At 38.5% G+C, this 17,739-nt stretch carries 19 protein-coding genes and 3 pseudogenes; all 22 read right to left on the bottom strand.

Going from position 1 to position 17,739, the window contains the following annotated elements; translation table 11 throughout:
• Nucleotides 1-4: 4 nt before the first annotated feature.
• Nucleotides 5-796 carry a YlmH family RNA-binding protein gene (locus STRIC_RS10495; RefSeq protein WP_008090604.1) on the bottom strand — a complete coding sequence of 264 codons (792 nt, stop codon included), beginning with the start codon at nucleotides 794-796 and terminating at the stop codon, nucleotides 5-7.
• Nucleotides 796-1,050, bottom strand: a complete 255-nt coding sequence (locus tag STRIC_RS10490) for a YggT family protein (RefSeq protein ID WP_008090504.1) — start codon at nucleotides 1,048-1,050, stop codon at nucleotides 796-798. The genes STRIC_RS10495 and STRIC_RS10490 overlap by 1 nt, the downstream gene beginning before the upstream one ends.
• Before the next feature lie 4 nt (nucleotides 1,051-1,054).
• The gene (gene sepF, locus STRIC_RS10485) at nucleotides 1,055-1,705 is read right to left on the bottom strand and encodes a cell division protein SepF (RefSeq protein WP_008090613.1); all 651 of its coding nucleotides are present in this window, start codon (nucleotides 1,703-1,705) and stop codon (nucleotides 1,055-1,057) included.
• 12 nt (nucleotides 1,706-1,717) lie between these two features.
• A complete protein-coding gene (locus tag STRIC_RS10480) occupies nucleotides 1,718-2,389 on the bottom strand; it encodes a YggS family pyridoxal phosphate-dependent enzyme (protein ID WP_008090560.1) in 672 nt (223 codons plus the stop codon).
• 2 nt (nucleotides 2,390-2,391) lie between these two features.
• Nucleotides 2,392-3,702, bottom strand: a complete 1,311-nt coding sequence (ftsZ, locus tag STRIC_RS10475; RefSeq protein ID WP_008090836.1) for a cell division protein FtsZ — start codon at nucleotides 3,700-3,702, stop codon at nucleotides 2,392-2,394.
• Between the two features lie 23 nt (nucleotides 3,703-3,725).
• Entirely contained in the window at nucleotides 3,726-5,090 is a 1,365-nt protein-coding gene (gene ftsA, locus STRIC_RS10470; protein WP_008090625.1) for a cell division protein FtsA, read from the bottom strand.
• A gap of 212 nt (nucleotides 5,091-5,302) precedes the next feature.
• Nucleotides 5,303-6,508, bottom strand: a pseudogene (locus STRIC_RS10465) (cell division protein FtsQ/DivIB).
• Complete coding sequence (locus STRIC_RS10460; RefSeq protein WP_008090822.1) at nucleotides 6,509-7,585, bottom strand: UDP-N-acetylglucosamine--N-acetylmuramyl-(pentapeptide) pyrophosphoryl-undecaprenol N-acetylglucosamine transferase; 1,077 nt, start codon at nucleotides 7,583-7,585, stop codon at nucleotides 6,509-6,511.
• Nucleotides 7,585-8,943, bottom strand: a complete 1,359-nt coding sequence (gene murD, locus STRIC_RS10455) for a UDP-N-acetylmuramoyl-L-alanine--D-glutamate ligase (RefSeq protein ID WP_008090668.1) — start codon at nucleotides 8,941-8,943, stop codon at nucleotides 7,585-7,587. Before murD ends, STRIC_RS10460 begins: the two co-directional genes overlap by 1 nt.
• A gap of 141 nt (nucleotides 8,944-9,084) precedes the next feature.
• Complete coding sequence (locus STRIC_RS10450; RefSeq protein WP_040832494.1) at nucleotides 9,085-9,336, bottom strand: DUF3165 family protein; 252 nt, start codon at nucleotides 9,334-9,336, stop codon at nucleotides 9,085-9,087.
• A gap of 95 nt (nucleotides 9,337-9,431) precedes the next feature.
• On the bottom strand, nucleotides 9,432-11,273 hold the full coding sequence (gene typA, locus STRIC_RS10445) for a translational GTPase TypA (RefSeq protein ID WP_008090656.1): 1,842 nt from the start codon (nucleotides 11,271-11,273) through the stop codon (nucleotides 9,432-9,434).
• Nucleotides 11,274-11,345: 72 nt separating this feature from the next.
• Complete coding sequence (locus STRIC_RS13130) at nucleotides 11,346-11,576, bottom strand: competence regulator inhibitor paratox (RefSeq protein WP_447446325.1); 231 nt, start codon at nucleotides 11,574-11,576, stop codon at nucleotides 11,346-11,348.
• Between the two features lie 255 nt (nucleotides 11,577-11,831).
• Nucleotides 11,832-12,227 (bottom strand): annotated as a pseudogene (locus STRIC_RS10440) (Fic family protein); the annotation flags it as partial.
• A gap of 43 nt (nucleotides 12,228-12,270) precedes the next feature.
• Nucleotides 12,271-13,293 (bottom strand): IS30 family transposase, encoded by a 1,023-nt coding sequence (locus tag STRIC_RS10435; RefSeq protein ID WP_200857358.1) that lies wholly within the window; start codon nucleotides 13,291-13,293, stop codon nucleotides 12,271-12,273.
• Between the two features lie 75 nt (nucleotides 13,294-13,368).
• The gene (locus STRIC_RS13095) at nucleotides 13,369-13,797 is read right to left on the bottom strand and encodes a Fic family protein (protein ID WP_234944218.1); all 429 of its coding nucleotides are present in this window, start codon (nucleotides 13,795-13,797) and stop codon (nucleotides 13,369-13,371) included.
• A gap of 159 nt (nucleotides 13,798-13,956) precedes the next feature.
• Nucleotides 13,957-14,133 (bottom strand): hypothetical protein, encoded by a 177-nt coding sequence (locus STRIC_RS13090; protein WP_008090499.1) that lies wholly within the window; start codon nucleotides 14,131-14,133, stop codon nucleotides 13,957-13,959.
• 139 nt (nucleotides 14,134-14,272) lie between these two features.
• Nucleotides 14,273-15,025 carry a CHAP domain-containing protein gene (locus STRIC_RS10425; protein ID WP_008090834.1) on the bottom strand — a complete coding sequence of 251 codons (753 nt, stop codon included), beginning with the start codon at nucleotides 15,023-15,025 and terminating at the stop codon, nucleotides 14,273-14,275.
• Between the two features lies 1 nt (nucleotide 15,026).
• A complete protein-coding gene (locus STRIC_RS10420) occupies nucleotides 15,027-15,362 on the bottom strand; it encodes a phage holin (protein ID WP_008090651.1) in 336 nt (111 codons plus the stop codon).
• A gap of 1 nt (nucleotide 15,363) precedes the next feature.
• Nucleotides 15,364-15,684 (bottom strand): hypothetical protein, encoded by a 321-nt coding sequence (locus tag STRIC_RS10415; RefSeq protein ID WP_008090734.1) that lies wholly within the window; start codon nucleotides 15,682-15,684, stop codon nucleotides 15,364-15,366.
• A 10-nt stretch (nucleotides 15,685-15,694) separates the two neighbouring features.
• Nucleotides 15,695-16,305: pseudogene (locus tag STRIC_RS10410) on the bottom strand (DUF1366 domain-containing protein).
• 2 nt (nucleotides 16,306-16,307) lie between these two features.
• Nucleotides 16,308-16,736 (bottom strand): DUF1617 family protein, encoded by a 429-nt coding sequence (locus STRIC_RS10405; protein WP_008090696.1) that lies wholly within the window; start codon nucleotides 16,734-16,736, stop codon nucleotides 16,308-16,310.
• A 9-nt stretch (nucleotides 16,737-16,745) separates the two neighbouring features.
• On the bottom strand, nucleotides 16,746-17,739 hold a 994-nt coding region (locus tag STRIC_RS10400), incomplete at its 5' end, for a gp58-like family protein (RefSeq protein WP_008090502.1).

Raw genomic sequence — 17,739 nt, 5'->3', positions numbered from 1 at the left:
CTCCTTATTTATGCATCATTTTGCTGATTGTTAGCTTATATTTCCCATTTTTAGTGAACCCATTATCTGATAATAATTTGAATCGACCAAAACCTCGAATGCTGATTAAATCACCAACAGCTACAGACTCAGAAGGCTTATCCATTGGTTGATAGTTACATTTCACTTTATCAGTCTCAATTAACTTAATAGCCTGACTGCGAGAAAGCTTCAGGACTGTTGCTAGTAAGCGATCAAGTCTCAAACTGGATACAGTCAAGTCAAGTGTTATTTCTTGAGCTGTACCTTGGACCAGTTGGTCAAATGTAACTTCTTTTAGGGTTACACTAGCTCTGGCTATCTTAGAAATATTTCCTAAAAGATAAGGTAAAAGCTTACGACTAATCATAATCTGCGCATAATCTAAATCAAGATAAATATCGCCTAATAAAGAGCGCTTTATTCCTAATTCATTAATCAAAGTCCCTAATATCTGAGCATGACTTAAGTGGTTAAATTTAGCGTTGTAGCTAATCTCCACCAATGCCATATCGAAATCTTCTGTCTCCAACTTATAATATTCTGGTGCAATAATCACACGACCATACTCACTAGAATAAGAATCCGTTGACGAAAAACAATTCAAATTTGTTGGAGCTACCAAACTTTTTAAAATAAGAATTTCTCTTGGATTTAAAAAATCTGTTACCTCTAAAAGATAATTGTCATCAACTCGTTGAATCACATCTGACATTTTTTCAATAAAATGAAATTCATTGGGGTGAAAATGCTGATAGATATCTTTCTGAGCTGACATTAAATTAAAATTCTAACTAAAAGATCACTTAAAACATTTAATCCAATCACCACTAGAAAAATGGTGAAATCTAATCCTGCAAATTGCAAATTAAGGGATCTAAATGGTTTTAAGACAGGTTCTACTAAATCACTAATCAATCTCCCAATCCAGCTGTTATAGGCACCTGGAAGCCAAGATAATAATGCATAGCCTAAAAGTAAGTAGGAATAAACTTTAATTAGTTTTAAAAGTACAAGTAGGATAAAAATCATTGCTCTACCGTCTCTTCATATCAAAGTCAAAACCAATATCTTGACCACTATGTGGGATATTCATATCTTCAATATTAACAGATACGTTTGACGGGGTCAACAAATACATTGATGAACCAACTTTTTGTAAGGTGCCATAGAGGACTTTACTAGCGCCATCAATAAAATCCAAACAACGTCTAGCCTGAGCATCTAACATGTATTGAAAATCAATCAATACACACTCATTTTCAATCAACAAATCAACAATCTCTTGAGCATCCTCATATTTTCTCGGGTACTTTAAAGCAATAGTTGTTTGCTCTTGATGAGCTGCTTGTTGGTACTGCTCACGTCTACTTGAAGCAGCAGCCGCAGAGGCATTCTGACGTCTCACAGCAACTTCTTGAGCAACCCTACCAGAAGCTTGGTAACTTCTTTCAGTGGTTACTGGTTTTGATTGTGGTCTTGTTTGATGTGATTGACTTCTTACATGTTGTGATTGTTGTGGTTGACTAGGTCTAGCTGCTTGCTGTGGCTGAGTAGATCTGACCGGTTGTTGTGGTTGGGCAGAAACTTCTTCTTCAGCAGGAGATGTTACTTCCTCTTCAACTTCATTGACCCCATCAGTATCAAAATAAGAAATCATCTTATTAAAAGTGTCTTTAATTGCCATCTTATTCTCCATTTAGTGAAAGAAAGAGCTACCAATACGAACAAAGGTAGAGCCTTCTTGAATAGGGATTTGATAATCACCACTCATACCCATGCTAAGTTCTGTAAAAGGCATATTCTTTCTCATTTTTAACTGCAAGTTTTTTCTCAATTGATTTGCTTCATGGAAAAGAGCTTGAATGGTTTCAGAGCTTGCATTAAGAGGAGCCATCGTCATGATACCGACAAGGTGGACATTTTCCATTTGGCCTATTGCCTCAATTGCCTCATCAATTTCATGTCGTCGAAATCCATGTTTACTTTCTTCCTCAGAAATATTAACTTGTAGAAAACACTTTACAGGATGGTCAGCTCTCTTATTGATTTCTGAAGCCAACTTCACAGAATCTAAAGCGTGAAAGTAATCTACTAGATGAATGACATCCTTCACTTTTCGACGTTGTAAAGTCCCAATAAGATGCCAAGTGACCTTTTTATCTTTGAGGGCTTCATATTTCTCAAGAAATTTATCAACACGATTTTCAGCAATATGCTCAACACCGACATCAATTAACTGACCTGCAACTGTACTGTCCACATATTTCGTTACAGCAATAATAGAAACACTATCTTTTGGTCTATTAGCTGCTTTAGTGGCTAAGCGGATATTTTCAAAAACAAGTGACTTATTTTTTTCTAAATCCATGTTTAACGATTTTTAAAGAATGGTGGTGTTTCTAATTCGTCATCAACATCTTCATTAGCAGAAAAAGTTGACATATTCAATTTACTATCTAACTCACCTTCAGTTGGGCGAGAAATATTGTCACGACGTAAATCCCAATTACCAAAAGCAGATCCTTGGTTATTGGTATGATTTGGCGTTACGTGTTGTGATTTTGGCATCTCACGTGTTTCATCCATATCAAAGTCAAAACTTGAACGACGGTCAAAACTTGGTTGTTTTACTTGCTCTGTTGCATACTGAGCGCCAGCTGCTTGTTGAGCATTGCTTTGTGTAAAAGTACGTGGTTGACGGAAACCAGAAACTTGTTCGGCTTTGTCTTGACGGACACCTGTTGCAACAACAGTAACTCTGATTTCATCTTTCATTGAGTCATCAATGGAAGTTCCAAGCCAAATATTAACACCTGAACCAGCTGCTTGACCGACAATTTCTGAAGCTTCTTCTGCCTCAGTAAGAGTCATATCCAAACCGCCAGTTACGTTAACAATAACATCTTCTGCACCATCAATAGTTGTTTCAAGTAATGGTGAGTAAATAGCTTTGCGAGCTGCCTCAACAATACGTTCTTCACCAGAACCAATACCGATTCCCATGAGGGCATTGCCTTTATTGGCCATAACTGTCTTCACATCTGCAAAGTCCAAGTTGATTAATCCTGGGCTGGTAATTAAGTCCGTAATCCCTTGAACACCTTGACGTAAAACATTGTCTGCTTCACTCAATGCCTCAAGTAACGGTGTTTTCTTATCAACAATTTCAAGGAGATTGTTATTTGAGATAATTAATAACGTATCAACTTGTTCACGTAAATCTTGAATTCCTTCAATCGCAAAGTTGCCACGTTTATTGCCTTCAAAACCAAAAGGACGAGTTACAACTGCAACTGTCAAAGCCCCTAAATTTTTAGCGATACGAGCAATAACTGGTGCAGCACCTGTACCAGATCCGCCACCCATACCAGCAGTAATAAAGACCATATCAGCTCCAGTAAGGGCTTCTGTTAGGGTTTCTTCACTTTCTTCTGCTGCTTTACGACCAACCTCAGGTTGACCTCCGGCACCAAGACCACGAGTGAGTTTTGGTCCAAGCTGGATAACTGTTTCAGCTTTTGATGAACTTAATGCTTGAATATCAGTGTTTGCAGCGATAAATTCAACACCTGCAACACCTTCATCAATCATGCGGTTAATGGCGTTTCCGCCACCTCCACCAACACCGATTACTTTAATGATTGCACCTTGAATTGATGCCGTATCGAATGAAAATGCCATTTTATTTCCTCACTTTATTACTTTTAATCAAACATACTACCAAAGATACCACGAACACGATCTGAAATCTTTTGTTTAGGTTCAGCTGGTGCTTTAGGCTCATAAGTTGTCTGTGTTGCTTGTGGTTCGTAATTGACAGTTGGTTCAAGTCTCCTAGTCTCATTATAGTCTGGTAGATAGGTTTCTTGACCTGTAAAATCAATTGGTTTACGTCTTAATAGCTCTTCACCAGATACAGCATTTTGAGCTAAGACATCCACTTCTGACATCATGCCAACATATTCAACCAGGCTAATCACATTAGCAAACATTGGGTTACGGATACCGACTTGATTTGGAACATGGAGTTTCACTGTTGTTCCAAAAATCTCTTGAGCAACCTCTACCATACCCGGCATAATTGCTCCGCCACCAATAAGGATAATTCCTCCTGGTAAATCAAGTAAGCGGCCTCTTTCAAGGTCTTGCTTGACACGGTCTAAAATATGACGTACACGAGCCGAAATGATTTCAGATAAATAACGTTCAGTGACTTCAACTGGTTCTTCACTACCAACTACATCAACTTTTACTGTTTCTGTTGGACTAGCTTCTTTAATATCTGCTTGTCCAAAATTATATTTCAAAGCTTCGGCAATTGATACCGATGTTTTTAGAACTTTTGAAATATCTTTTGTGATGTATTCTCCACCTTCAGCATAAATATTTGTATACTGGAGTTCTTGCGCTCTCATGGAAGCCACTGTTGTTTGGCCTCCACCCATATCAATAACGGATGCTCCGAACTCTCGCTCACCTTCATTTAAAACTGTTTTAGCCATTGCTAATGGAGAAATGATAATATTTTCTACCTTGATGCCTGCACGTTCAACTGTCTTACGTAAATTATGTAAGATAGTGCTTGGACCTGTGTAAATGAGACCTCTCATCTCAAGTCGAATTCCCATCATGCCACGTGGATCGCGTATTCCTTGAAAGCCATCAACGATGAATTCTTCTGGAACTAATGAAATGACTTCTCTTTCAGGTGTGATACTTTTGGTCAATGCAGATTTTACAACACTATCAACATCTTCATCTTTAATCTCTTTTGACTCACTTGGTACAGGTATCATCCCTTGAGTAGGTTCAATCTGAAGCAGATTTGCTGGCAAACCAACATTAACCTTCTCAATTGTCATTCCTGCTTTTTCTTCTGCTTGTTCTACCGCTGTTTTAATAGCAGCCGCTGCTGCTTCAATATCAATGATTATGCCATCTTTTACGCCGGTACTAGGAACATTGCTTACACCAATAACATTCATCTCACCAGAGATAAACTCTGCAACTAAAACTTTTATCGAGCTTGTTCCAATGTCCAAACCAGTAAAAAAGCCATTTCTAGCCATTCACTCGACCTCACTTACTTTCCAAACTTTTACTATTCTAAAAACTGCTAAAAAACAGAATTATTCAGAAAATATTATACCATAAAAAAACGTAAAATGTTATCATTTTACGCATTTTGTTATATATTCTTAATTTTTTTTCGTCAATTTAATGAATCCTATTTTAGAGCGGTTTGACCGCTTCTTTTACGATTCTTTAAACATAATAAAATTTACTGACCAGTACTTTCTCCTGTAGGTACTTCTGCTTCAAGTGTCGGAGTTTCTGGGTTCTGTGGTAAGCCTTCTGTAGAAGCTGCTTCTTCACTTGCTTCATTAGCATTTTCATGATTTTGTCCCTCTTGAGGGTGCTCAGCTTGAGCTTCTGGTTTATCTTCTTTGACCTCAGGATTAGTTGGAACAGGAGGTTAATTTTCAATGTCAGCGGTCGTTGTGTAAAGGCCGACTTCCATATCGACAACACCAGCTTCTGAAAGGTGTTTTTTTATTTTCAGATAATATGGCAGTTTGTCTTCGATTTGAGATTGGGGCACTCTAACAAGATTGCCATCATGCATTTCAATCAGTAACAAATCTTTAGTTGTTTCTGAATTGGCCAATGAAATAGATTTGATGTTTTTTACTAGTTTTTTGGGTAATTTTGTCAAACTTGTTATCAGAGATTGAATGGCTTTTTCCTTTTCCAAATTAATAATCAAAAAAGATTTTGGCAAATCCGATTGACTAACAACTTCCACCCGTCTGCCATTTTCAAGAATAGGCTGAAAATCTTGCCCTGCTTGAGCATAAGCAATAACATTAAACTCTGTGACCTTAAACTGGAAGCGGTTAGGAAACTGATAAGATAATTTAACCTTTTTGACCCATGGATTTTTAGCAACAATTGCCCTCTCATAGGGTTTGGGATTAAAGAGAATGCTTAACCAATAATCCGAAGCCTTTACGCCACTTTCTTCAACCAAAAGCTGCAAACTGGTTTCTTTATTACCAGTTACTGAGAATACCTTTTGTTTACTAAATGGTGTTATCATAAAGAGCGATAAGGACATGAGAACAAAAGCAATGACTAAGACTGGCCAAGCCTTCAAAAAAGCTATTTCTTTCAAGCCTTTTTGTCTTGGCTCTTTTGGCTTCTTGATTTTTTTAGGCGCTTTTTCTTTTTTAGTAGCTTTTTTTGGATTGTCAGAACTTTCTTCAGATGAAACTTCCGAATGGCCTTCGCTTTCAGTGACTTCTTCTGTTTCTTTTTTGTCGCTATTTTCTTGCATTTGCGCTTTTTTTTCGCTAAGTAATTTTTCTTTTAATTTTTTTTCTTCTTCAGCTTGTGCTTGCTTCTTTTTCAAGAATTCAACATTACGTTTTTGCCATTCCGTTAATGCAAGCTTTTCCTCTGGTTTTGTTTCTTTCGATTTTGACATTTATTTTTCCTTTAGAACAGCAGCTATATCAGCTGTCAGAATGCCATAAAAAGTATCTGGCGATTTGATTTCTTTTGCAGCAGCCATGTCGTCTTTGTACTCTTTTTCATGACTTAAAAGGTAATCCACAGAAGTTTGTAAGTTGTCAATATTAAACTGTTCTTCTAAAAGCTGTTTAGCATAACCTTTTGACTCAAAGTAGTGAGCATTTTCTAATTGATCTCCACGGCTGGCTTCTTTTCCAAGAGGAACAATAAGATGCAATTTTTGCATGGCTAGTAATTCAAAGAGTGTATTTGAGCCACCACGAGTAACTACTACATCTGCTAATCCCATCAAAGGTTGATAGAGGTCCGTAACATAATCCACTCGGTACAAGTTTTTGCCCATATGATTTAAACTAGAGTCACCTGTGATATTGATGATGTTGTAACTTTCTGTCAGCTCTGGATGATCCGTAACAAAGGTATTGAAAACCTTAGCACCAGCTGATCCCCCAATAAAGAGGAGCGTTTTAAAATGAGAATCAAATGCCTCAATCACATCAGCTACTAATGCTTTATTAAAAGCAACATCCTTTGAAACTTTGGTGACTGCGCCCACATGTTTCATTTTTGACTGATGATCATTTTGATCAAAAGTGGTATACATCAACGTTGCAAAGCGATAAGCAATCTTGTTAGCTAGCCCCATTGATAAATCCGATTCATGAACAAATACAGGAATACCTAATAATTTAGCAGCTATTACCGGAGGAACCGATACAAATCCCCCTTTAGAAAAAAGAGCATCTGGCTTTATTTTGGCCATAATGGCTAAAGACTGTGTCAAACCCTTCCCGACTTTAAAAACATCTAAAGCGTTTTGCCAGGAAAAATAACGTCTTAGTTTACCCGTTGAAATCGAGTGAAAGACAACCTCTAAACCTGATTTTTGGATTTCTTTAAATTCGATGCCATTTTTATCTCCGATATAGTGGACCTGCCAACCATCTTTAATAAATTTAGGCATTAAAATAAGGTTTAAGGTTACGTGTCCAACCGTACCGCCTCCTGTAAAAACAATTTTCTTTGCCATTACTTGTCTCCTTTTAATTCCGCAAAAGCAGCTAAAAAGGCTTCTCCTCGGATTTCAAAGTTAGGGTACATGTCCCAACTAGCATTGGCAGGACTTAATAACACGATATCACCAGGACTTGCTTCGTTAAAGGCTAATTTAGTCGCAGCAGTAACATCTTTAGCTTCCAAGAAAGGAACTTGAGCTTTTTGTGCAGCAGTCTTCATTCGAGGAGCTGACTCTCCCAGAAGAATCATTTTTTTAAGGCCTTCAAGATTTGGAACTAAGGCATCGAAGTCGTTGCCACGGTCTAGGCCACCTGCAATTAAAATCACTTTTTGATTATCGAATCCAGATAAAGCTTTTTGACAGGCTAAAATATTAGTTGACTTGCTGTCATTATAAAAAGTGACTTGGTTAATGTCGCCGACTTTTTGAAGTCGGTGTTTGACCCCACCAAATTGGGATAGACTCTCTGCAATGACCTCATTAGGGACAGCCCTTAACTTAGCGACTGCGATAGTGGCAAGTGCATTTTCAATATTATGATCCCCTGGAACACCAAGTTGATCTGCAGACATCACCCATTCATCTTTAAAATAGAGACCACCTTCATAGAGATAAGCACCTTCAACTTTTTTCTTACTTGAAAATAAAATTGGTGTCGCATTGGTTTTAGGCAACAACTCGCTAGTTAACTCCTGATCGGCATTTAGAACCAGATAGTCCGCTTCTGTCATTCTTTCTTGGATGCGCCACTTAGCAGCAAGGTATTGGTCAAAATCACCATGATAATCGATGTGAGAAGGAGTGATATTTGTAATCACGGCAATTTGTGGATGGTATTGATCAATCCCCATTAATTGAAATGAAGATAGTTCCATTACTAAAGTATCTTTTTCAGAAGCACTTAGAACAACTTCTGACGCTGGAAAACCAATATTACCTGACAAAAGGGCTGCTTGATTAGCTGCGTTTAAAACGTCTGCAATCATGGTCGTTGTTGTCGTCTTACCATTTGAACCTGTAATGCCAATAATAGGTGCCTCAGAAACAAGAAAAGCCAATTCTACTTCTGTGTAAATTGGGATTCCTTTCTCAATGGCTTTTGCCACCATAGGATTATCGTAGCGAATACCTGGATTTTTAACCATTAGTTGAAAGTCTTCGTCTAATAATTCCAAAGGATGGTGACCACAGATAACTTTTATCCCTTCTGCCAGTAGAGATTGAGCCGCGGGATTCTCGTCAAAAGGCTTGCCATCATTAACTGTTACTAAGGCTCCTAGTCTCACTAGCAATCGAGCAGCTGCCTCTCCTGACTTTGCTAAACCTAAAATCAATACTTTTTTGTTTTGAAATGCTCTTATTTCTTTCATTATCATCCACACTATCTATTCTATTTCTTTACTATTTTACCCTTATTCAATACCTTTTTCAAGATTTTAAAGGTTAAGGACTTTTTATACCTTTTTATAACTATAACAGGTCAAATTCTAATAGAATTTGACCTGTCTGTTTTATTTGACTTTTGTTTTTTTAGGCATTTTTAAAAGATCTTTCATAGCTCTATAGCCTAGAGCTATCATAGCTATGCCCACAAAAATCTCTGGTGGTGTCTGCATAATTTTAATAAAACTTAAGCCAGCTAAGTCAATGAGCAAAGCCACTAAGCCCATTAAACCAATCATCCCAATAGTACTCCGCACACTTTTGGGTGCCATAAATAAATAATAGGAGACAATTAGTGCAGCGATAATAAGATAAAACATCTTACCACTCCTTCCAGTCATTTTCTTGTACAAGACGCAAAAAGCATTAGAGAAAATCACTCTTCTCTAATTTCTTTTTGCATTTTAATGACAAGTTATTCAGCTGATTTTTTCTTTTTATTCGCTTTATCACGCGCAGCTTTATTCAAAATTTGTTTACGAAGACGGATAGATTCTGGTGTTACTTCCATGTATTCGTCATCATTCAAGAATTCAAGTGACTCTTCTAATGTCAAAATACGTGGTGTTTTAATAACGGCTGTTTGATCTTTTGTTGCAGAACGAACGTTTGTCATTTGCTTAGCAGTGGTAATATTAACGCCAAGGTCATTATCACGTGAATTTTCACCAACAATCATACCTTCATAAACTTCAGTTCCTGGGTTCACAAAGATAGTTCCACGTTCTTCAATACGCATAATAGAGTATGTTGTTGCTTTACCATTGTCAATAGAGACAAGGGCTCCACGGTGACGACCACCGATTTCACCAGCTACGACTGGAAGGTATTGATCAAAGGTATGGTTCATAATACCATAACCACGAGTCATTGAAAGGAACTCAGTTGAGTATCCAATTAAGCCACGAGCTGGGATGAGGAAGATCAAACGTGTTTGACCATTACCAACCATTTGCATATCAAGCATGTCACCTTTACGTTCTGACAATGATTGAATAATAGCACCTTGATATTCTTCTGGTGTATCAATTTGCACACGCTCAAATGGCTCACATTTAACACCATCAATGTCTTTGATGATAACTTCTGGACGAGATACTTGAAGCTCATAGCCTTCACGACGCATCGTCTCAATAAGGATTGACAAGTGCAATTCACCACGACCTGAAACAGTCCACTTATCTGGTGAGTCAGTTGGATCAACGCGCAATGACACGTCTGTTTGAAGCTCAGCCAAAAGACGCTCTTCAACTTTACGTGATGTAATCCATTTACCTTCACGCCCTGCAAAAGGTGAGTTGTTAACCAAGAAGGTCATTTGGAGTGTTGGCTCATCAATACGCAGAATCGGAAGCGCTTCAACAGCATCTGTAGGTGTGATTGTTTCTCCAACGAAGATGTCTTCCATACCAGAAACGGCAATCAAATCACCTGCTTTAGCTTCTTGAATTTCCTTACGCTCAAGTCCAAAGAAACCAAAAAGTTTTGTGACACGGAAGTTTTTAGTTGTGCCATCAAGTTTTGAAAGGGTAACTTGATCACCTACTTTTACTGTCCCACGGAAAACACGACCAATACCGATACGTCCAACGAAATCGTTGTAGTCAAGAAGTGACACTTGGAATTGAAGTGGTTCTTCTGAGTTATCTACAGGCGCTGGAATATGATCAATAATAGTATCAAAAATCGGAGCCATTGTATGTTCTTGGTCAGCTGGATCATCTGACAATGATGATGTACCGTTGATTGCTGAAGCATAAACAACTGGAAATTCTAACTGTTCATCATCAGCACCCAACTCGATGAATAACTCAAGAACCTCATCAACAACTTCTTCAGGACGAGCAGACGGTTTATCGATTTTGTTAACGACAACGATTGGAATCAAATCTTGCTCTAGAGCTTTTTTCAAAACGAAGCGCGTCTGAGGCATTGTTCCTTCATAGGCATCAACAACCAAGACTACCCCATCAACCATTTTCATGATACGTTCAACTTCACCACCGAAGTCCGCGTGTCCTGGTGTATCCATGATGTTGATACGAACATCATTATAAGCAACCGCAGTGTTCTTAGCTAGGATAGTAATCCCACGCTCTTTTTCAATATCGTTTGAGTCCATCGCACGCTCTTGGAGCTCTTTACGCTCATCAAGAGTATGGGATTGTTTTAATAGCTCGTCAACGAGTGTGGTTTTTCCGTGGTCAACGTGGGCAATAATTGCAACGTTACGGATATCTTCTCTAAATTTTGTCATTTTTTCCTCTTGTAACAATAAAAATTTTTAACTAAATAAGTATAACATTCAGCTAACTAAAATGCACGTAATTTATCGAAATAGCTTAAAATAAACGTTTTCAAGCTTATTCAATAGCACTTTTTTCCGTAAAAAATCGGTATTTAACGTTAAAAACGACCCTTTTTTGCACCCTTCTAACTCCCTCAAAACGTCTCCCACAACTTCAACTGTCACAACTTCCAACGGCCTAATCTCCTCTCCTGGTAAAAAAGAAAAACGCCCTACGTAAAAACGTAAGGCAACTAAATGAAAAAGATATATTTAAACTAGTGCGGTTCAAATATTAACATTATTTTACACTATCTATCGTGTAAAAGTCAAGAGAAACTCCTACTGAATCAGTAGGAGTTAAACAAATGATAAGGACTGTTTAGAGGATTATGTCTTAAACAATTCTAATAAGATTGTATAACATATCTATAAAAAAGCAAGAGCCGCTAGTATCAGGCGATTCTTGCTACTGTGATTATCTCATGAATGTGCAGAAATGTCAATAGAGGTAAAAGTGTTCGCATATTAATAATTTTGTATCGCACGAATTAAATCATAGTTGTAATACGGAACATTTCGTTTTACTGAATTATCTTTATCCAGAAATCCCTCTCCTACCAAGAAGTCCAAAGCTTTTTTCACTGTTGCTGGATGGAACTCCGTAGCCTCGGCTAACTGTTTTGCAGTTGACACAGGAAGACTAAAAGTAGCAAGCCAAACTGTTTTTTGAGTTTGAGTCACACAAACAGAAAGTCCTTTTTTGGCATGTTCATCCGCATTTCGAATTTTCTTTAAGACATTCTTGGCCATTTGCTCACTAGCATTGAGAAAGAGATTAAGCCATAAGTTCCAATCTGGATTCTCTCCCCTTGTAGCATTAAGCGCGTTATAATAACGAATTCTTTCCTTTCGCAAGTTGTCAAGTCAAGTGCAACCAGTTCATAGATAACTAGAGTTCCAGATGTTAAGCTGTTCGGGATAGCTCAAACAGGAATTTTGAGGATTGATATTGAAGAAGTCGTCTTGGGCGCTCATTGATGGCAGTAATATAATTGTCAAGTTCTTCAGAGGTTAGTGGATTAAGTGAGACTCCTTTAGGGACATATTCTCTGAGGAGGCCATTGAAGTTCTCGTTTTTTCCTCTCTCATGTGAAGAATAGGGATGTGCAAAGTAAACTTCAACAGCTTCTAAGTTTGAGAGTAAACTAAACTCAGAACCATTATCCGCTGTGATGGATGCAATAGGATACTGACTGATGAGATGCGTGACAGCACGGTTAATGGTTTGGGACTGCTTGTCTTCTAGCTTAACTCCTAGTGCATAGCGTGTCTGGCGCTCTACCAAAGTCAACATAACAGCTTCACCTTTGGTTTTCTTGCCGAGAACCAAATCAATCTCCCAATGCCCAAATTCAGAACGATCATTAATATATTCTGGACGTTCTTCGATAGATTTACCTAAAGTCTTCTTATTCGTCTTCATGACTTTCTTAGAACGTTTTCTGATACTAACCATCTTAGGCAAATCGATTGGTTTAATAGCTAATACCCCCTCTTTGATATAACGATAAATCGTTTTGGTAGAGGGGACGACTTCTTCAGGATGGTTCACTTTGTAAGTCTGAACAAAACTATCCACACTATGGAGACGAATGTTAGCCGTCAAGGCAGATTCTAATTGTTCAATGAACCTAGCGGAGCAGTCATTCAACTTGAGATAAGAACTCTTTTGACGATTGGTTTCATAGACACGTTGCCCACTATCAGCGAAATAGGCGTTGAAGAAGGTTTGTTTTCCATTCTTATCCTTTACCTGTTCTACTGAACCACGTTTTATTTCTCGGCAGATTGTAGAACGGTGACGACCCAAGAGTCGAGCAATCTCAGCGGGTTTCTTTCCCATTTTAAGATAAGCAGCAATTTCACCCCGTTCTGTGGCTGAAAGATGAGAATAGGATGATTTTCTGGTAGAATTAATGTTGGACATGTTCATCTGCTTTCCATACTGAATTGGGGAATTCTAGTATATCAGACGAACATGTCTTTTTTGTTGCACTTCATTTTACAACGCGGGAATTCTTTCCTTTTCTAATTCTTCACTAACAAAAAATATTGGGTGTTTTAGAAGCCCCTCCTGAACAGACATCAATGCAATAAGAATTCTCCCAAGACGGCCGTTACCATCTAAGAAGGGATGAATTGATTCGAATTGCGCATGAGCAACTGCAATTCTCAATAAAATATCACTATTAAAGTTAATAGATTCTTGAGTCCTTCCGCACTCTAAACTCGAATGATATTCCCCATTTATGAAAAATTCGAGATTTGTCATAAATGCACCAATTTCGTTTGCAGGAATGGGTATATATGAAGCGTTTTCGATATTCTTATCTGGACCAATAAAATTTTGAATCTTCCTAAACTCTCCGCCGTTAGATGTAGTTCCTCTAGCTTCATCAGACATCAAAAGGCGATGGAGATCTTTTATCAACCGTGTAGTTATGACATCGCCTTTTTTTATTTTATGAAAACCAAAATCAATCGCCTTTTTATAATTAAAAACTTCTCATTGCTGCCAATTTTTGGCACCTACTTTAGCAGTCTCCATTATTTCATGGAAAGTTACTTGAGTCCCTTCTATTCTTGTCGATTATACTGACTCATTGTAAGACAATAAACTGAGAATCGAAGAGTTAATAATGGATGATTCTAAAACAGCATCTAACTTCCCCAGAACTTTATTTACTATTGCCAGCTTCTTATAAAGGTTTAAGGCTTGCTTATCCTCTAGCAAGACTGGTAACTTTTTTATTCCCTGTAATGCCATAATCCTACTCCTTAAGATATTTTTTGCGCATTTATATATTTTATCTTGTTTTTATTTCAAAAAACAATATAAAATATATAAATAAAAATAGCCCCCGCAAAAGCGAGGGCCTTTGTTTTATGTTAAGGAGATTTACTTCCTATCTAAAAGTACCAAAGTTAGTCACACGTCGGCCATTTTGTGAGTTACCGACCGCGACATATCGTCTAACACCGGTAACGCTGACATATGTTACCCAAATATAGCCGTCTGAGTCAATCCAACCATCATAGTTAAATTCCATATTTTCGCCATAAGTTGCCACAACTTCTGCATCTAGACGAGGCGCAGAACGGACATTTAAAGCTGCCACACGAACAGTAAAAGTACCTGTTTCAGGGTTAGCTACATAAGTACCATCTGACTGTGCAACCACTGGAGCACTTGGCTCTGTCACTGCTGCTGGCGTACTATCGTAAGGGGGGTAAAACCATCCTAAAATATAGCCAGTGCCATCTTCAAATGGGCGGTCAACATATCGAGCTAGACCACCAATATAAAGGGCGTCCGCATTACCATCAACGTTTTGCTCGATATTGTGCAAAATATAGCCGTCTGACGTCACAATAACTAACCCAGTATGACCATAGCCGTGAGCATAAGTTACCATCACAAAGATAGCCCCAGCTCGTGGATTAACACCAGGAGCATTGTAGACCACTTCCATCCCTTGAGCAGCTGCACTATCTAGTAAATCAATGGCATTTCCCCATAGGGCAACACCAAAATATTTCGTTGTGATCCAGTTTGGCAAATCCACACACTGGGTACCGTAGACACCATCAAGGTCAATAACTTGACCAGTGTCCGCCAATCCTTTTGCAAAGGATAAGACTTCATCTAAAGTCGCCATATTATTGCTCCTTTTTCCATTCGTCATGCATGCGTTTGACTGCCGCTTCAATATACATCTCTAAATCTTCGTTTGATAAATTAACATTATGTTTTGATAGCTCGTTCTGCATGCTTATTTTAGCTTCTGTGAGCTTTTCAATACCCTTGATGTCTTTGTCATAAGCAATCTGCTCAACTGCTTCCACGGCATTGCGAGCCACAATTTCGGCGATTTTGACCGCTTTTTCTCCACCTTTTTTAAGCAGATAATCTTTGACCAACTTGACTACAATACCTGCAAAGATAGTCAAGATTGATAGAGATGACCCTGTGATAATATTAGTGATTTCTTGCATTTTATTTCTCCTTTGTCTCTAATACAGTTAAGCGGATGTCGTGTGCATCGAGTCTCCCCTCGTGCACCTCAATGTCTTTTCGCATCTCAGCACGCTCTTTTGTAGCGGTGTTGAGATTGTAGTTTAGGTCTTTGATGGCATCAGTTAGAGGATTTACTGTATCTGTCAATAATTTGTTATTTTCTGCTTGTAACCGCTCAGCCAATCGGCTGTCTGGCTCGATGACAAGCTTTTTGTAAATCCAAATCATAGCACCACCAATGAGGGCAAGGGCACTAACAGCCCCTGCTAACTCTTTGATCTGACTTAAGATTTCGTGCATCTAACCACCTCTAATCTTCTTTAACGAGGTCCGCATATTTGATAATGGTCACTTTTTCCTCTGATTCGAGCTCCTCTAAGGTCTGCGCCTCGTAGGTAAACGGCTCGTTAACGTGGACAAAGACTAGATTACCTTGCCTGCTTGGTCTTCGTGCTTGTCGTCCACTACAGTAAAGACATCATAGGCTTGGTACTCTCCTTTTTTGACAGGCTCGATAAGCTCTAACATGCCTTTGTAGATGTCAGGCTCTACTCGGCCCCCGCTAGTCAAAACATGGATAGTTTGCAAGTTAATCATCTTCTGCGTGCGCTCTGCGGACACCTTAGCTAGTCCAGCAGCTGCTTGAGCTGTTTTAGCAGTCTTGGCAGCTTCTTGGGATACTTTTTCCAAGTCGTCCACTTTTTGGACAGCTTCGCCCATGGCGATTTCGACATACTCTGATTTTTCAAACTCTTCCAAGGCAGCTTTGATAATCTCTGTATCGTTAGTTGATGTTAAATCTTGCTTAATCAGTTGCGGGATAACGGCGCCGTCTTCTGCAGCGATAATGACGTGTGTGCTTGCGACTGCTCCTGCGCCGTTATATTGTGGGTATTTTCCTGTGACTTTCCAATTTCTCATCTTTATTCTCCTTTGCTTTCTTCAAATTGTTCCAAAATGTTATCGACAATCAAAATTTCCTGAGCCGTAAATTCATCTTCAGATTCAGCCAAGTATTCCAAAAAGTCAATAAATCGCTTAGAATACTCGTGGCCTTTGATAGTAATGTCCTCATCACCAAGTTCAGACAATAAGTCATTGAGCTCATCAATCTTAGTCGAATCTGCTAGTTTGATGTTTTTGTGCTCATCGATGACAAACTTGCCATCTTTATCCTTGGCCGCATACAGATCAATAAGGTCAGCCTCATCCTTGGCGTACTCTTTGATTTTATCAACGACTTTGGCCAGTAACTTAGCACGGCCACGATTGGCACACATATTAGTGACCTTGATTTTATCAAGTACGGCATACATTGTGTTTAAATCTTTATTTTTTAATGTTAAATCCATTAGTATCTCCTATTTCCAACTGCCGTAAAAACTACGACTATAGTTACCGTTATTGTTTAGATTGTTAAAATTATCAAAAATTTTATTAAATATATCAGCTAAATTGACATCCGTACCAGCAAAATCACTAAATTTAATAATTAGCGACCCACCTTGATCAAAACCGTGTGACATAATAATCCTATCTCCGTAAAGCTCAAGTTGGTCATTACTGTCATTTGATCTAAATACTCGCATACCAGCAAAACGTACCGTGTCCTGTGATTTTATGCCCTCATAATTTGACGTCACTCCAAGACCGATAAAGGCTCCTCCGTGTACATCGTCATTAAAGTGTAAAAATGCGGTACTCTCACCTCTTTTACGCACAATCGCATTGTATTTTGTATTAAAAGTTATCGTGGCATTGCTGTTAAAGTCAATCTTTGCTGCGTTTAGGTCTATAAGCATTGCACTATTACGAGCCTTAATAACCTTACCCTCAAGCATGTCAACAATCGCATAGCCAATCTTTGCCTTGATAAAGTTAGCGTCTAAACCAACGATACTGCTAACGTTTAGATTAATAATACGAGCCTTAGAGGCATCTAAAGTACCTGCGATAATCTGGTCAGCTCGTATCTTGATAGCTTCGGCAATCTTTGTGGTAAAGGTGCCATTAACAGTGGTATTGCCATCAAGAGCGATGTTTTTACCTGTAATGACTGCGCCATAAGCGTTGAGGTTAATCGCTGAGATTATCTCACTACCAGACATTTTACTTTGCGGGATTTTGTCTTTAATCGCAAACATGATACTGTCACCAGATAGTTGCAGCATAGATTGGATTTTTTCCAGGGATACGCTGGCATTAATTAAGCTTTTAAGCTGTGTAAAGTTAGAGGAGATAGTCTCATCGTGACTAGATATCCTGCGCTCATAGCCTGCCACTGTTTCTGCCAGACTATTGTAATTGCCTTCAGCGTCACGTAATCGTCTGGCATTGCTCTCAACCGTTGATTGG

Source organism: Streptococcus ictaluri 707-05, assembly GCF_000188015.2.
Taxonomy (GTDB): domain Bacteria; phylum Bacillota; class Bacilli; order Lactobacillales; family Streptococcaceae; genus Streptococcus; species Streptococcus ictaluri.
This window is presented reverse-complemented; position numbering and strand designations above follow the sequence as displayed.

Coding starts and splice junctions, on each gene's coding strand:
- STRIC_RS10495 (WP_008090604.1), bottom strand. CDS start 796: ATGTCAGCTCAGAAAGATATCTATCAGCATTTTCACCCCAATGAATTT.
- STRIC_RS10490 (WP_008090504.1), bottom strand. CDS start 1,050: ATGATTTTTATCCTACTTGTACTTTTAAAACTAATTAAAGTTTATTCC.
- sepF (WP_008090613.1), bottom strand. CDS start 1,705: ATGGCAATTAAAGACACTTTTAATAAGATGATTTCTTATTTTGATACT.
- STRIC_RS10480 (WP_008090560.1), bottom strand. CDS start 2,389: ATGGATTTAGAAAAAAATAAGTCACTTGTTTTTGAAAATATCCGCTTA.
- ftsZ (WP_008090836.1), bottom strand. CDS start 3,702: ATGGCATTTTCATTCGATACGGCATCAATTCAAGGTGCAATCATTAAA.
- ftsA (WP_008090625.1), bottom strand. CDS start 5,090: ATGGCTAGAAATGGCTTTTTTACTGGTTTGGACATTGGAACAAGCTCG.
- STRIC_RS10460 (WP_008090822.1), bottom strand. CDS start 7,585: ATGGCAAAGAAAATTGTTTTTACAGGAGGCGGTACGGTTGGACACGTA.
- murD (WP_008090668.1), bottom strand. CDS start 8,943: ATGAAAGAAATAAGAGCATTTCAAAACAAAAAAGTATTGATTTTAGGT.
- STRIC_RS10450 (WP_040832494.1), bottom strand. CDS start 9,336: ATGTTTTATCTTATTATCGCTGCACTAATTGTCTCCTATTATTTATTT.
- typA (WP_008090656.1), bottom strand. CDS start 11,273: ATGACAAAATTTAGAGAAGATATCCGTAACGTTGCAATTATTGCCCAC.
- STRIC_RS10435 (WP_200857358.1), bottom strand. CDS start 13,293: ATGTCCAACATTAATTCTACCAGAAAATCATCCTATTCTCATCTTTCA.
- STRIC_RS13090 (WP_008090499.1), bottom strand. CDS start 14,133: ATGGCATTACAGGGAATAAAAAAGTTACCAGTCTTGCTAGAGGATAAG.
- STRIC_RS10425 (WP_008090834.1), bottom strand. CDS start 15,025: ATGGCGACTTTAGATGAAGTCTTATCCTTTGCAAAAGGATTGGCGGAC.
- STRIC_RS10420 (WP_008090651.1), bottom strand. CDS start 15,362: ATGCAAGAAATCACTAATATTATCACAGGGTCATCTCTATCAATCTTG.
- STRIC_RS10415 (WP_008090734.1), bottom strand. CDS start 15,684: ATGCACGAAATCTTAAGTCAGATCAAAGAGTTAGCAGGGGCTGTTAGT.
- STRIC_RS10405 (WP_008090696.1), bottom strand. CDS start 16,736: ATGGATTTAACATTAAAAAATAAAGATTTAAACACAATGTATGCCGTA.